This is a genomic window from Rhizobium sp. CFBP 8762 (assembly GCF_014841565.1).
Lineage (GTDB): Bacteria > Pseudomonadota > Alphaproteobacteria > Rhizobiales > Rhizobiaceae > CFBP-8762.
Window position 1 is genome coordinate 377241 of the sequence record NZ_JACYUD010000001.1, and the last position, 13457, is coordinate 390697.

Sequence of the window (13457 nt, forward strand, 5' to 3'; positions counted from 1 at the left end):
CTTTCTTGTTATCTCAGCGCGGCTCAGGCCGCACTCCGATACTTAGATCTTGTCGACAGTGTTCTTGACGCTGTCCTTGGCCTCGCCAACAGCCTTCTGGGTCTTGCCCTTGGCTTCCTGTGCTGCGCCGTCGACCTGCATGCTGGTGTCGTCCATCGCGTCACCAAGACCTTGCTTAGCCTTGCCGGCCAGTTCGTTTGCAGTGCCTTTGATCTTGTCGGACATGCTACCCATAATGACGTCTCCTCGTTAAGTGTTGAAGGCCTCGCCGACTGCGTCAGCCTTGTACACAGAGAACGGATCAGGGCGGCAAAGGTTCCATATTTTCGGAAAAACCGATGGAAAATGCCTCACGCATTTCGTTTCACGCGTGTTGTTTCAGGCGTGTCCGGCATCCATGGACAACATGGCGGGCGTAACCCCCATGGATGCCAAAGCCCGGTCGTACTTCGTATCGAGGCTGCGGTCGAAAATCAGGGTGTCGTTGGCAGGGCAGTTCAGCCAGCCATTGGCTGCAACTTCGCTTTCCAGCTGGCCTGCACCCCAACCGGCATAACCAAGCATCATCAGGGCACGCCTGGGTCCACGGTTGCTGGATATGGCTCTGACAATATCGAGCGTGGCGGTCATGCACAGATCATCGCTGACGGGAATGCTGGATTCGCTGAGGAAATCATCCGAATGCAACACAAAACCGCGCCCGCTTTCCACCGGCCCGCCTTCCTGTATCTGCATATCACGGGCATGGCCGGGAAGCTGGATCATCTCCTCCTCGCCCATCAATTGCAGATGGCGCAGAATATCCGGGAATGTCAGCGGCTGGGGCCTGTTGATGATGAAGCCCATGGCACCATCGCTGGAATGGGCGCAGATATACACGACGGTTCGGGCGAAACTGGATTCGGCCATGCCCGGCATGGCAATCAGAAATTGCCCATCCAGAAAGCCGCGTTCCCGCTTGGGGTCCAAAGTGGCGATAACCATGAAGCTGCCTTTCCCATTGTGCCCCTCATGGCTCAAGGTAGTCCCTCCCGCAAATCGATCAAGTGAATATGATGGCCTGTGAGCTGGAAAATGTTGAACCTGTGCGCTTCCAGGCGTTAAGACAGCGGCATGATCCTGTCGCGCACCCTCCGCTTCTTGTTGCTTGGCCTTGTCCTTCTGGCAGGCGCACCTGCCCATGCCGCCACATCGCAGTGGCTGGTGTCAGAAGGCGGGCGCGTGCGTCTTACCGCCCTGCCCGCCTCTCCCGATGGCACGGTGGAAGCCCTGCTGGACATTGATCTGAAACCCGGCTGGAAGACCTACTGGCTGGAACCGGGAGCAAGCGGCATTCCGCCGCAAATCAACTTTGCCGATGGCACGAACCTGACGCGCCTTCATATGCCAGCACCCAAATTGTTCGATGATGGCACGGTTGCCTATGCCGGGTATGATCGGCCGGTCGCGTTTACGATGACGCTCAAACGGCTGCCGGAAACCCGTGCAGCGCCGCTGTCGGCGACCATCTTTCTGGGCATTTGCAAGGATATCTGCATTCCGGTGCAGGGCGTGCTGACCCTTGATCCGGCGAGTGATGCAAACGTCAACCCTCAGGAACGGCTCGCTTACACTGCCGCGCAACAGGCCATGCCAGCGGGGCCGCAGCCGGAGTTTCGCGTTCTGACCGTCAGGGCACCTGTTGATGGCACGGTGAGGATAACGCTTGCTGTGCCACCGAAAACGACCGGGGACGCGCTGAATGCGTTTCTCGCGCCTCCAACCGGTTTTGCGTTTGGCGAGCCGGACATCAAGCGCGGCGCAGGAAACACCGCAGACGTGGTGTTCAAACTGCTTCGCACGCCCAAGGGTACGAGCCTCAGCGGGCAAGAAGGCCGTCTGATTGTCACCGCAAATGGGCGGGCCATGGAAACGCAGCTTGCGTTTCAGTAGGACCCGCTTATATCTTTCGCGATGAGGTCCTCGCTTTCGCGGGGCGGATTCAAGGAGAAGCATGTGACGATATCCGTTGGCGACACGCTGCCTGCAGCAACGTTTAAGGAAAAGACCACTGACGGCCCGGCTGATGTTGCCAGCAGCGACATTTTTGCGGGCAAGCGTGTGGTTCTGTTTGCCGTGCCGGGTGCTTTCACGCCCACCTGCTCGCTGAACCATCTGCCCGGCTATCTGGAAAACTACGACGCCATTCGGTCGCGCGGCATAGACGAACTCGTCGTGGTCGCGGTCAACGACGTGCATGTCATGGGCGCATGGGCAACCGCCAGCGGCGGCATCAACAAGATCCGCTTTCTGTCCGACTGGAATGCCGAGTTCACCAAGGCCATCGGCATGGACATCGATCTGTCGAAGGGCGGCATGGGCGTTCGCTCCAAGCGCTACTCCATGGTGGTGGAAGACGGCGTGGTCAAATCCGTCAATCTGGAAGAAAATCCCGGTCAGGCGACCGTATCGGCCGCCGCTGCCATTCTGGAACAGATTTAGGGCCCAGCTTCAACGCTGGCGCGCATTTCGCGCGTCAGCCACTCCTCCAGCGCCCGTGTATCGGCACGGCCCGCCAGATGCCCGGCAATCCACAGCATCAGCCGCCTTGGGCCCGGCGTGAAGCCGAACGGGGCCACCAGTTTGCCGGACGCAAGATCATCCAGCACCAGCATTTGCGGCACCAGCGCCACCCCGAGCCCGCACACCGCTGCCTGAATCAACAGGTAGAAATGATCGAAGCTTTGCTGCTCGCCAATGTCCAGTGATTCACGGCCCGACAGGGCGAACCAATCCGCCCATGCTTCGGGCCGCGTGCGGGTGGACAAAAGCCGCGCGCCCGCAAGATCAGCTATTTCCGTCAGCCCGTGGGTTTGCAGATAATCCGGTGAGCAGACCGGGCCGATCCACTCTGTCACCAGATCACGAATGACCGCATCACGGGGCGGCACAATGGTGCTGGAACGGATGGCGACGCTGATCTTGTCGCGCACGAAGTCGATTTGATCATAGTTCATGTTGAACTGGATATCGATATTGGGGTGCTGGAGGTGGAAATTGGCAATGCGCGGGATAATCCACCCCATCATGATGGATGACGAGCAGGACAGGGTCAGTGGGCCCGGCTTCACACTTTCCACACTGGCGCGCATCAGGTTGAAAGCGGTGCTGAGTCCATCGGCCAGACGGATGCCTTCCGGCGTGGGATCGGTCGATTGCGGGTTTCGCGTCAGCAGGAGCACGCCCAGCGTTTCCTCCAGCGCCTTGACGTGACGGCTGACGGCACCGTGGGTCACATGCAGCTCACGCGCCGCGTGGGTCATGCTGCGATGGCGGGCGACAGCCTCAAAAGCGCGAAGCGCGTTGACGGAAGGGAACGGCTGGACCATGGCAAACTCCTTGCCTAAGGGCTATAGCGTGTCTTTTGGTGTGATTTCAAGTCACAGGCTTAAGAGTTTAAATCGATTGCGCCGCGTCCCGGAGCTTCGTAGGAAATTCTGATGTACCGGGTTTAGGAGAAACCCGTGACGTTTGAAGGGGGAGATTACCGTGTCTACGCTCGTTCCATCTGCGGTCGAAAAGACTGCTATTAGCAAGGTCATCTGGCGGCTTGTACCGTTTATCGGCCTTATGTTCTTCATCAACTTTCTGGACCGCACGGCCATCGGCTTTGCCGGTCCCAACGGCATGTCTGCCGATCTCGGCCTGACCGCTGCGCAGTTCGGCTTTGCCGCCGGCATCTTCTTTTTCGGCTATATCATTCTGGAAATTCCCAGCAATCTGGCCTTGCACAAATACGGCGCGCGGCGCTGGTTGTCGCGCATTATGGTCAGTTGGGGCATTGTCTCGCTGCTGTTTACCTGGGTGCAGAGCTATACGCAGCTTGTGGGCCTGCGCTTTCTGCTGGGTATTGCCGAAGCGGGATTCTTCCCCGGCGCTATCCTGTTCCTCAGCATGTGGGTGCCGTCGCGTCACCGCGCCAAGGTGCTAGCCGTGTTCTACGTTGCGCAGCCGCTGACCACCGTCATCGGCGCGCCACTGGCCTCGGCATTGATCGAAGCGCATGGCGCATTCGGCCTTGAAGGCTGGCGGATCATGTTCTTCGGCGTTTCCGTTCCCGCCATCGTCATCGGCTTCGTCGCATGGTTCTACCTGCCGGATACCCCCAATGATGCAAAATGGCTGAACGCTGACGAAAAGCAGTGGTTGACCAATGAACTCGCAAGGGAAGAAACCGCCAAAGTCAGCTCACACGGCAAAATGACCGGCAAGGCCCTGATGGACGGCCGGGTGTGGCTGCTGTCGCTGATCTATTTCGGCTTCATCTATGGGCTGTATGCGCTGGGCTTTTTCCTGCCGAGCATCATTGGCGGCTTCGAGGCGGAGTTTGGCACAAAGTTCACCGTCATGCAGCGCGGCCTGATCACGGCGATTCCGTATCTGCCAGCCGCTGTCGCGTTGACCTTGTGGAGCCGCGATGCCAGCAGGCGCGGTGTAAAGCCATGGCATATCGGCATTCCGGCGCTGGTGGGGGCCTTCTCCATTCCACTGGCCTTGTTCATGCCATCGCCTGCAACCACCATCGCCGTCATCACCATCACGGCCTGCGCAATCTTCTCGGCTCTGCCAAACTTCTGGTCGCTGCCAGCGCGGTTCCTGACGGGTGCAGGTGCGGCAGCCGGTATTGCACTCATCAACACCATGGGCAATGTGGCAGGCTTTGCCGCTCCCTACATCACCGGTTACGTGAAAGACGCGACCGGCTTGTACGAGCTGCCGATGTTCATCGTTGGCGGGCTGATGCTTCTGTCGGCCATCGTGACCTTCTCGATTGCGTCGAAGATCAAGGATCCCGGTGACGTGAAGTAGAGACTGCAAACAAAACCCCGCTGGAAACAGCGGGGTTTTTTGTGAACGCTTCCGGCGCGCAAAGTGAGCTAAACCGCCACCCGGCCACCACGCTTGAACGGCTCCATACCCTTGCGGGCGAGTTCGTCTGCGCGTTCGTTTTCCGGGTGGCCTGCGTGGCCCTTGACCCAGTGCCAGGTGACCTTGTGGCGGGAGCGGGCCTCGTCCAGTTGCTGCCAAAGCTCGGCATTTTTCACCGGCTTTTTGTCCGCCGTGCGCCAGCCGTTTTTCTTCCAGCCGTGAATCCACTTGCCGATGCCGTCCATCACATATTTGGAATCGGTGTGAAGGTTGATCTCGCAAGGCTCCTTCAGCGAGGTCAGCGCAGTAATGGCCGCCAGCAACTCCATGCGGTTGTTGGTGGTTTCAGCCTCGCCGCCGCACAGGTCCTTCTCCCGCTCGCCATAGCGCAGCACCGCGCCCCAGCCGCCGGGACCGGGATTGCCGGAACAGGCACCGTCGGTAAAAATTTCAACCTGCTTCATGATGCGTCCCGCAGTCCATAGGCCGAGGCGTCGCTGACCGTTTGGTGGAAATGCAGCTTGCGCAAATATTCCAGCGGGTCCTTTTTCACCACCAGCGCACCGGCAGGCGTCATCAGCCAATCATACAGACGGGTGAGGAAGAAGCGCAACGCCGAGCCACGCGCCAGCACCGGCAGGGCAGCGCGCTCAGCCGCGCTCAAGGGCCGCACGGACTCGTAGCCTTCCATGAGCGCCATGCCTTTGGTGAGGTTAAAGGCCCCATCGCGCTCAAAGCACCAGGCATTGAGGCAGATCGACACATCATAGGCCAGCAGATCATTGCAGGCGAAATAGAAATCAATCAGGCCAGACAACTGGTCATTGAGAAAGAAAACATTGTCGGGAAACAGGTCGGCGTGGATAACACCGGCGGGCAGGTCTTGCGGCCAGTTTGCCTCCAGAAATGCCAGTTCTGTGCCGATTTCATCCACCAGCCCCGGCTGCACCTCATCGGCGCGGTCTTGAGCATTGTTCCAGAGCGGACGCCAACCCTCGACCGACAGCGCGTTGCGCCGCGTAATGTCAAACCCCTCTCCGGCCAGATGCATCTCAGCCAGCGCTTTGCCCACTTCGCGGCAATGGCGCGCCTCCGGCTTGCGCAGCCACATGCCTTCCAGAAAGGAAATAACGGCGGCGGGACGGCCGGACAGTTCCCCCAACAGCGCGCCATCGGCACGGGGCAATGGCAGCGGGCACGACAGGCCGTTATCTGCCAGATGCTGCATCAGGCCGAGGAAAAACGGCAGATCAGTGCGCTCCACCCGCTTTTCGTACAGCGTGAGGATGTAGGATCCACTGGTGGTGTGCAGCAGGAAGTTGGAGTTTTCCACCCCTTCCGCAATGCCCTTGTAAGAGGTGAGTTGGCCTACCCCATAGGCCTCCAGAAACCGGGCGAGATCGTCCTCGGTGATATCAGTATAGACGGCCATTATTTTCCCCTTAGAGCCTATAATAAGGCTCTAATATGCAGTTATTTCACAGTGTCTTGATGTAAAAAGCGTTGCCACTTTCACTGCAAATGCTTGGTCTCCTGCTCGTCGCATTGTCCTGATGTGAAAGCGTTGCCGCTTTCACTGGAAATGCTTTAGTCCCCATTCACAAAAGCCATATCCGCTGTGGTCAGCGGCACATGGCGCAATTCCCGGCTGACGAGGAAGTTTTCCGTTTCCTCGACCGTATCGGCCAGTTCCACCGTCGCATCGAAGCGCTCGCGGAAGGCTTCGATAATCTCGTTGACGATGACCTCCGGCGCCGACGCCCCCGCCGAAATGCCAACCGTGCGCACTCCGCGCATGGTTTCCCAGTCGATCTCATAGGCGCGCTGCACCAGAACGGACTGTTTTGCGCCCGCTTTCAGTGCCACTTCCACCAACCGCCGGGAGTTTGAGGAATTCGGCGCACCAACGATGAGGAATGCATCGCAACCGGGGGCCGCCTGTTTGACGGCTTCCTGCCGGTTGGTGGTGGCATAGCAGATCGAATCCGCCGCAGGCGCGGTAAGGTTCGGAAACCGCTCCATCAATTTTAAAATCACGCCCTTGGTATCGTCCACGGAAAGCGTGGTCTGGGTGACAAACCCAAGATTGTCCGGGTCCGGCGGCATGTAGACGGCGGCGTCTTCCACGGTTTCCACCAGCGACACGCTGCCTTCCGGCAGTTGTCCCATGGTGCCGATAACTTCCGGGTGGCCTGCATGGCCAATCAGCACCACATGGCGGCCCAGCCGCTGGTGGCGCATGGCCTGCTTGTGAACTTTGGAAACCAGTGGGCAGGTCGCATCGAGGTAGAACAGCTTGCGCAGTTCGGCATCCTCCGGCACCGATTTGGGTACGCCATGGGCGGAAAAAATCACCGGCTGCGCATGATGTTCAGGCGGAATCTCGTGCAGTTCCTTGACGAAGATAGCGCCCTTGGCTTCCAGCCCTTCCACCACGTAGCGATTGTGCACGATCTCATGTCGCACATAGACGGGCGCGCCGTGCTCTTTCAGCGCAAGAACGACGATCTGAATGGCGCGATCCACCCCGGCGCAGAAGCCGCGCGGGCCGCAAAGGCGAAGAGTGAGCGGTGGCTTTGGCATGGGACGCGCCATCTTTCACGAAAGGAAACGAAGTTTGTGTGCCTTATATAACTCCGTTACGGGCCGACACAAGCTTATCTCCTGCGAAAGAAAGACACACCGCAGATGACAGCCAGTGTTGCCGCCAGCCCGTACCAGGTCAGCGCGTATTGCAAATGGCTGTTGGGAAAATCGAACTGGGTGACGCCGCCGACCGGCACGCCGCCGGGATTGGGCGCGCCATCCGCATCGACGAAGAAGGGCAGAACCTGACCGGGGGCCAGCCCCGCCGTGCGGGCCATGGTATCGAGGTCCTTCCAGTAGAAGATGTTTTTTGCTTCGTCATTGTCCGGCACCAGCGATGAGGGTTTGGCGGAGAGTTTGACGCGGGCAAGGCCGTGGATGGTGACAGGACCGGGCACCTCACCCATCTCACGCGTTGCGCGCTCCTTGCGCTCATAGGGCACGAAACCACGATTGACGAACACGGCGCGGCCATCGGCCTGCATCAGAGGCGTAAACACGTAGAACCCTGTCTGGCCCTGCCATGTCGCGAAAAAGTGTCTCTCTTTGCTGTGGTCGAATGTACCGGATACGGTGACGGTGCGGTAGTCGATATCCGCACCGGACGCTTGGCTATCCTCGATATCGCGCAGCGTGACAGGTGGCGCGGTGCGGCGCTCGGCAATGGCCGACAGCAGGTTTTCCTTCCAGTGCAGGCGCTGAACCTGCCATGTTCCAAGGGCAATCAGGCAGGCGAAAACTGCCAGCAGCAAAGCTGCGACCGCCGTTAGGACCAGTTTGCTTTTTGGCTGGTTGGGGGGCCGATGCTCAGCCGCGATCAATGGTACCCACCTGCGCCTTATGGCGGTATTGCAATGCGATGAGGATGCCTTTCAGCGCGCGCATCAGGCCGAGACTGGCAACCACGGCAATGGGAATCCACAACAGAAAGTGCACCCAGAGTGGCGGGTTGTAGTTAACCTCCATCCACAGGGCCATGCCAAGCACGATAAAGCCGATGATGAGAATAACGAACACGACCGGCCCATCGCCGGAATCGGCAAAGCTGTAATCCAGCCCGCAATTGGTGCAGGACGGCTTCACCTTGATGAAACCATCAAACAGCTTGCCCTGCCCGCAGCGCGGGCAACGGCCTTTCAAACCCGTCATGACGGGCTCGACCGGGGCGTAATGGGCGTTGTCGTCGGACATGATCAGCCTTCAGCCATTCTCAACCCTCAGCGAGCGGCGCGCCCCAGCCACCCCAGATGTAGATGGCAAAAAAGAGGAACAACCACACCACGTCCACGAAGTGCCAGTACCACGCCGCCGCTTCAAACCCGAAATGCTGCGTGGGCGTAAACGCGCCGCGCATGGCCCGGATGAGGCAGACCGCCAGAAAGATCATGCCAACGAAGACGTGGAACCCGTGAAAACCGGTCGCCATGAAGAAGGTGGCACCGTAGATGGAATCCTTGAAAGCGAATGGCGCATGGGCATATTCGTAGAACTGTACGAAGCTGAACAGCGCGGCCAGCACCACCGTCAGCGTGAGGCCCTGAATGAGGCCGCGGCGATCCCCGTGCAGCAGCGCGTGGTGCGCCCATGTGACCGTGGTGCCGGACAAAAGCAGAATGATGGTGTTGTAAAGTGGCAGATGCCAAGGGTCGATAACCTCGATGCCCTTTGGTGGCCATGTGCCGCCGGTAAAGGCAAGACGCGACGCCTGAATCGCCTCATGCGGGTAAAGGCTGGCATCAAAATAGGCCCAGAACCACGCCACGAAGAACATGACCTCGGACGCGATGAACATGATCATCCCGTAGCGGAGGTGGAGCGAGACGACGCGGGTATGGTGGCCCTCATTGCCTTCCTTGATCGTATCCGACCACCAGCCGTACATGGTGTAGAGCATCAGCACGAGGCCGATGAAGAACACCCACGGGTTTGCCATGTTGAAGCCGAATAGATTGAACGCGCCACCCGACAGGTAGCGCATATAACAGACGCCACCAAACGCCATGACGAAGGACGAGACCGCCGCCAGAAACGGCCATGGGCTAGGGTCTATAATATGGTAATCGTGGTTCTTCTGATGCGCATCGGCCATAGTCGTGTCCCCAGTCGGTGTTTTAGAGCGCCGTTCTACTGATGGCATCAGATGGCGCTCTAACTCTATATGTTCAGCATAATCTTATCGATCCTTGCTTCGCTCCGATCGGATTATGCTCTAAACCTCATTTCGGTATCTGATCCCGAAACGCCTCAAGTGTCAAAGATTTCCGGATGAAACTGGCAAGCCCGGCTCGGCAGAGGCCACGGGCTTGGTCTTTTCATGCGGGTAAAATGTGTAGGAAAGTGTCAGTGTCTTGATATCGCGGGTTTCCACCGTCTCGACAATGGCGGGATCCACAAAGAACACCACCGGCATGTCCAGTTCCTCGCCGGGCTGCAGTGTGGTTTCGGTAAAGCAGAAACACTGCACCTTGTTGAAGTAAACAGCGGCTTCCATGGGGGTTACATTGAATATGGCCTGCCCCGTTACCGGCTCCTTCGACAGGTTCTTCGCACGGTACATAATCTGCGTCGTTTCACCGATCTTGATATCGACGGAACGTTGCACCGGCTTGAACTCCCACCGCAAGCCTGAGCCAATATTGGCATCGAAACTGACGCGGATATCGCGGTCCAGAATCACATCCGACGCCTGTTCCACCCGTTGGGTCGTGCCGTTGTAGCCCGTAACACGGCAGAACATATCATAAAGCGGCACCGCCGCGTAGGACATGCCGACCATGGCGACGACGAAGGTCAGGCAGGACGCGACGACAACGCCGTTACGGCGTTCTGCTGGTTTCCTCGCTGTGTCCACTGTCCCCTCCCACTTCATGATCAGCCTGACATGCCGTTACTGAACTTGATGATGGTTACAACGTAAAACAGCACGACCAGCCCTGCAAGCACGAGACCAAGCGCGATGTTGCGTCCGCGCCGGGATTTCTTCTGTGCTTCGCTAGGCGTCACAGTCTCGATCATGATGCCGCCCCGAAAGTGGCGACTGCCGCCAGCACTCCGCGATCCACCATCAGCCCGGAAAAGATGGCAAACAGGTAGACCAGCGAATAGCCGAACAGCTTCTTGGCCGGGATCATCTTCTCGTCACGCTCATTCATGCGGTAGACGCCGATAGAGTACCACACAAAACCGATCCCCAGCAGGGCTGCAAATACGCCGTACCAGACCGATGCAAAGCCCATCAAGGATGGCACCACGCCGATGATGGCGGTGAGAACGGCATAGATCAGGATCTGTGTCTTGGTGGTCGCCTGCCCGGCCACATTCGGCAGCATGGGAATGCCGACCGCGCCGTACTCCTTCATCTTGAACAGCGCCAGCGCCCAGAAATGCGGCGGCGTCCACAGGAAGGTGATGAGAAACAGTACGATGCTTTCCACCGACACGCTGTTGGTGATGCAGGCCCAGCCGATCATGGGCGGGAAGGCACCGGCCGCGCCGCCGATCACGATGTTCTGTGGTGTCGAGCGCTTCAACCAGATTGTGTAGATGACCGCGTAGAAAAAGATGGTGAAGGCCAGAAGGCCGGCCGATAGCCAGTTGACCACCAGACCGAGAATGCAGACGGAAAAGGCCGACAGTGTCAGGCCAAAACCCAAGGCTTCCTTGGGCAGGATTTTGCCAGCCGGAATGGGCCGCGTGGCGGTGCGGGTCATTACCGCATCGATATCGGCATCATACCACATATTCAGCGCACCGGATGCACCGGCACCGACCGCAATGCACAGCAGGGCAACGAGCCCGATGACGGGATTTATATGTCCCGGTGCCAGAACCATGCCCGCAAGCGCCGTGAACACCACGAGCGACATGACCCGTGGTTTCAGCAGTTGAAAATAATCGCGCGGGCTTGCCTCCGACAGGCGAATGTCATCACCGGAAAAGGGAGCGGTCGCAAAAGGTGCGCTGGTGTCAATCACCGTCATGGCAGTTCCTACAGCATCGGACCCGGAGACCGATGCGTCATCAGAGAGGCTTGGGGTGGCGGAAGCCTTTGTCCAAAGGCTTATTTAGGACATCCCGCCACTTTCACAATTTACCAAATTGCCGCAACTCCTGCATAATTCGTTCAATCGGAACCGATTGAGGATCAAATTATGCAGCGTTAAAAGTCCTACAGCGTCCGTTGCGCGTCATGACTGACGCGCGGCGCTGTCGGGTCGTTGAAGCCGTCTTTACTTGATGCGCGGCAACTGCTCCCACTGGTGGAACGGCGGTGGCGAGGTCAGCGACCATTCCAGCGTATCGGCACCGGGACCCCACGGATTATCACCCGCCAAGCGTTTGCGCATGAATGCTTCAGCAACGCCGACGAGGAAGATCAGAACGGCAAACGCGGTAATGTACGAGCCGTAGGACGACACACGGTTCCAGCCTGCGAACGCATCGGGATAGTCAATGTAGCGACGCGGCATTCCGGCAAGACCAAGGAAGTGCTGCGGGAAGAACACCATGTTCACGCCCACAAACATCACCCAGAAGTGCAGCTTGCCGATGGTCTCATTGTACATGTACCCGCTCATCTTGGGGAACCAGTAGTACCAGGCTGCGAAGATGGCGAACACGGCACCGAGCGACAGCACGTAATGGAAGTGTGCTACGACGTAATAGGTGTCATGCAGCGAGCGGTCGAGACCGGCATTGGCCAATTGAACGCCCGTTACGCCGCCCACGGTAAACAGGAAGATGAAGCCAATCGCCCAGATCATTGGCGTGGTGAAGCGGATCGACCCGCCCCACATCGTCGCGATCCACGAGAAGATTTTCACGCCGGTGGGGATGGCGATAACCATGGTGGCGAACACGAAGTAGCGCTGCGCATCCAGAGACAGGCCGACCGTGTACATGTGGTGCGCCCACACGATGAAGCCAACCGCGCCGATGGCGACCATGGCATAGGCCATGCCCAAATAACCGAAAACGGGCTTTCTTGAGAAGGTGGACACGATGTGACTGATGATGCCGAAGCCGGGCAGGATCAGAATATACACTTCCGGATGGCCGAAGAACCAGAACAGATGCTGGTAGAGCACCGGATCGCCGCCACCTTCCGGCGCGAAGAACGCCGTGCCGAAGTTGCGGTCCGTGAGCAGCATGGTGATACCACCGGCAAGAACCGGCAGCGACAGCAGAAGCAGGAAGGCTGTAATCAGCACCGACCAGGCAAACAGCGGCATCTTGTGCAGCGTCATGCCGGGGGCGCGCATGTTGAGAATGGTGGTGATGAAGTTGATGGCACCGAGAATGGACGAGGCACCGGCGATATGCAAACCGAGGATAACGAGGTCAACCGCCGGACCCGGCGTTCCCGCCGTCGACAAAGGTGGATAGATGGTCCACCCCCCGCCCGCGCCAAATCCGCCCGCAGGGCCTTCCACGAACATGGAAAGACAGACCAGTAGGAAAGCGGGAATGATCAGCCAGAAGGAAATGTTATTCAGCCGTGGGAAAGCCATGTCCGGCGCGCCGATCATGATCGGAATCATCCAGTTGGCAAACCCGCCGATCAGCGCAGGCATGACCATAAAGAAGATCATGATCAACGCATGGGCGGTTACAAAAACGTTGTAGAGCTGCTTGCCGCCATCCGTGGCAGCGTCGCCTTCAAATCCGTAAACCATCGACGCAAGGCCGTGGAAAATCTGGATTCCGGGCTCCTGCAGTTCCGCGCGGATGGCAACCGACATCGCACCACCAATAATCCCGGCCATAATGGCGAAGATCAGATAGAGCGTGCCGATGTCCTTGTGGTTCGTCGATAGGAACCAGCGGGCAAAAAAGCCGAGCGGCTTGTGGTCATGAGGGGCGTGTTCGTGAGCATCCGGGGTCAAGGTCTCGCGACCAAGATGTTCCGAGGTCTCGCGACCGGGGTGCCCAATGTGAGGTGCGGTTGTTCCGGCCATGGGTCT

General features: G+C 58.6%; 16 protein-coding genes. 3 read left to right on the forward strand and 13 right to left on the reverse strand.

Translation table 11 applies throughout. The features are described from left to right. Positions 1 to 42: 42 nt before the first annotated feature. Together IFT84_RS01785 and IFT84_RS01790 are read right to left on the reverse strand one after the other, a co-directional pair. Positions 43 to 234, reverse strand: a complete 192-nt coding sequence (locus tag IFT84_RS01785) for a CsbD family protein (protein WP_192116924.1) — start codon at positions 232 to 234, stop codon at positions 43 to 45. 144 nt (positions 235 to 378) lie between these two features. Beyond that, complete coding sequence (locus IFT84_RS01790; protein ID WP_192116925.1) at positions 379 to 984, reverse strand: YqgE/AlgH family protein; 606 nt, start codon at positions 982 to 984, stop codon at positions 379 to 381. 129 nt (positions 985 to 1113) lie between these two features. Between IFT84_RS01790 and IFT84_RS01795 the strand changes: the two genes are divergently transcribed. Together IFT84_RS01795 and IFT84_RS01800 are read left to right on the forward strand one after the other, a co-directional pair. After that, positions 1114 to 1932, forward strand: coding sequence for a protein-disulfide reductase DsbD domain-containing protein (locus IFT84_RS01795; protein ID WP_192116926.1), 819 nt, complete (start codon positions 1114 to 1116; stop codon positions 1930 to 1932). A gap of 63 nt (positions 1933 to 1995) precedes the next feature. After that, positions 1996 to 2481, forward strand: a complete 486-nt coding sequence (locus IFT84_RS01800) for a redoxin family protein (protein WP_192116927.1) — start codon at positions 1996 to 1998, stop codon at positions 2479 to 2481. Here IFT84_RS01800 and IFT84_RS01805 read toward each other — a convergent pair. Beyond that, entirely contained in the window at positions 2478 to 3368 is an 891-nt protein-coding gene (locus tag IFT84_RS01805) for a LysR substrate-binding domain-containing protein (protein WP_192116928.1), read from the reverse strand. The two genes, IFT84_RS01800 and IFT84_RS01805, sit on opposite strands and share 4 nt — an antisense overlap. Before the next feature lie 160 nt (positions 3369 to 3528). On the opposite strand from IFT84_RS01805, the gene IFT84_RS01810 reads away from it, so the two are divergent. Then, positions 3529 to 4848: an MFS transporter gene (locus IFT84_RS01810; RefSeq protein WP_192116929.1), complete on the forward strand. Its 1320-nt coding sequence runs from the start codon at positions 3529 to 3531 to the stop codon at positions 4846 to 4848. A gap of 68 nt (positions 4849 to 4916) precedes the next feature. On the opposite strand, the gene rnhA is transcribed toward IFT84_RS01810, so the two are convergent. The 10 genes from rnhA to ctaD all read right to left on the reverse strand — a co-directional run bounded on the left by rnhA (position 4917) and on the right by ctaD (position 13451). Beyond that, positions 4917 to 5372, reverse strand: coding sequence for a ribonuclease HI (gene rnhA, locus IFT84_RS01815; protein ID WP_192116930.1), 456 nt, complete (start codon positions 5370 to 5372; stop codon positions 4917 to 4919). Beyond that, positions 5369 to 6340 carry a homoserine kinase gene (locus tag IFT84_RS01820; RefSeq protein ID WP_192116931.1) on the reverse strand — a complete coding sequence of 324 codons (972 nt, stop codon included), beginning with the start codon at positions 6338 to 6340 and terminating at the stop codon, positions 5369 to 5371. Before IFT84_RS01820 ends, rnhA begins: the two co-directional genes overlap by 4 nt. 155 nt (positions 6341 to 6495) lie before the next feature. Next, positions 6496 to 7491 carry a 4-hydroxy-3-methylbut-2-enyl diphosphate reductase gene (ispH, locus tag IFT84_RS01825; RefSeq protein ID WP_244651049.1) on the reverse strand — a complete coding sequence of 332 codons (996 nt, stop codon included), beginning with the start codon at positions 7489 to 7491 and terminating at the stop codon, positions 6496 to 6498. A gap of 74 nt (positions 7492 to 7565) precedes the next feature. Beyond that, entirely contained in the window at positions 7566 to 8315 is a 750-nt protein-coding gene (locus tag IFT84_RS01830) for an SURF1 family protein (protein WP_192116933.1), read from the reverse strand. Beyond that, the gene (locus IFT84_RS01835) at positions 8302 to 8685 is read right to left on the reverse strand and encodes a DUF983 domain-containing protein (RefSeq protein ID WP_192116934.1); all 384 of its coding nucleotides are present in this window, start codon (positions 8683 to 8685) and stop codon (positions 8302 to 8304) included. The genes IFT84_RS01830 and IFT84_RS01835 overlap by 14 nt, the downstream gene beginning before the upstream one ends. Before the next feature lie 19 nt (positions 8686 to 8704). Beyond that, positions 8705 to 9583 (reverse strand): cytochrome c oxidase subunit 3, encoded by an 879-nt coding sequence (locus IFT84_RS01840; RefSeq protein ID WP_192116935.1) that lies wholly within the window; start codon positions 9581 to 9583, stop codon positions 8705 to 8707. 162 nt (positions 9584 to 9745) lie between these two features. Beyond that, positions 9746 to 10363: a cytochrome c oxidase assembly protein gene (locus IFT84_RS01845; protein WP_192116936.1), complete on the reverse strand. Its 618-nt coding sequence runs from the start codon at positions 10361 to 10363 to the stop codon at positions 9746 to 9748. Positions 10364 to 10365: 2 nt separating this feature from the next. After that, the gene (locus IFT84_RS01850; protein WP_192117616.1) at positions 10366 to 10509 is read right to left on the reverse strand and encodes a hypothetical protein; all 144 of its coding nucleotides are present in this window, start codon (positions 10507 to 10509) and stop codon (positions 10366 to 10368) included. Next, positions 10506 to 11474, reverse strand: coding sequence for a heme o synthase (locus IFT84_RS01855; RefSeq protein WP_192116937.1), 969 nt, complete (start codon positions 11472 to 11474; stop codon positions 10506 to 10508). The genes IFT84_RS01850 and IFT84_RS01855 overlap by 4 nt, the downstream gene beginning before the upstream one ends. A gap of 249 nt (positions 11475 to 11723) precedes the next feature. After that, positions 11724 to 13451, reverse strand: coding sequence for a cytochrome c oxidase subunit I (ctaD, locus tag IFT84_RS01860; RefSeq protein ID WP_192116938.1), 1728 nt, complete (start codon positions 13449 to 13451; stop codon positions 11724 to 11726). Positions 13452 to 13457 lie beyond the last annotated feature (6 nt).

Coding starts and splice junctions, on each gene's coding strand:
- IFT84_RS01835 (WP_192116934.1), bottom strand. CDS start 8,685: ATGTCCGACGACAACGCCCATTACGCCCCGGTCGAGCCCGTCATGACG.
- IFT84_RS01840 (WP_192116935.1), bottom strand. CDS start 9,583: ATGGCCGATGCGCATCAGAAGAACCACGATTACCATATTATAGACCCT.
- IFT84_RS01785 (WP_192116924.1), bottom strand. CDS start 234: ATGGGTAGCATGTCCGACAAGATCAAAGGCACTGCAAACGAACTGGCC.
- ctaD (WP_192116938.1), bottom strand. CDS start 13,451: ATGGCCGGAACAACCGCACCTCACATTGGGCACCCCGGTCGCGAGACC.
- IFT84_RS01790 (WP_192116925.1), bottom strand. CDS start 984: ATGGTTATCGCCACTTTGGACCCCAAGCGGGAACGCGGCTTTCTGGAT.
- IFT84_RS01850 (WP_192117616.1), bottom strand. CDS start 10,509: ATGATCGAGACTGTGACGCCTAGCGAAGCACAGAAGAAATCCCGGCGC.
- IFT84_RS01795 (WP_192116926.1), top strand. CDS start 1,114: ATGATCCTGTCGCGCACCCTCCGCTTCTTGTTGCTTGGCCTTGTCCTT.
- IFT84_RS01845 (WP_192116936.1), bottom strand. CDS start 10,363: ATGAAGTGGGAGGGGACAGTGGACACAGCGAGGAAACCAGCAGAACGC.
- rnhA (WP_192116930.1), bottom strand. CDS start 5,372: ATGAAGCAGGTTGAAATTTTTACCGACGGTGCCTGTTCCGGCAATCCC.
- ispH (WP_244651049.1), bottom strand. CDS start 7,491: ATGCCAAAGCCACCGCTCACTCTTCGCCTTTGCGGCCCGCGCGGCTTC.
- IFT84_RS01820 (WP_192116931.1), bottom strand. CDS start 6,340: ATGGCCGTCTATACTGATATCACCGAGGACGATCTCGCCCGGTTTCTG.
- IFT84_RS01855 (WP_192116937.1), bottom strand. CDS start 11,474: ATGACGGTGATTGACACCAGCGCACCTTTTGCGACCGCTCCCTTTTCC.
- IFT84_RS01805 (WP_192116928.1), bottom strand. CDS start 3,368: ATGGTCCAGCCGTTCCCTTCCGTCAACGCGCTTCGCGCTTTTGAGGCT.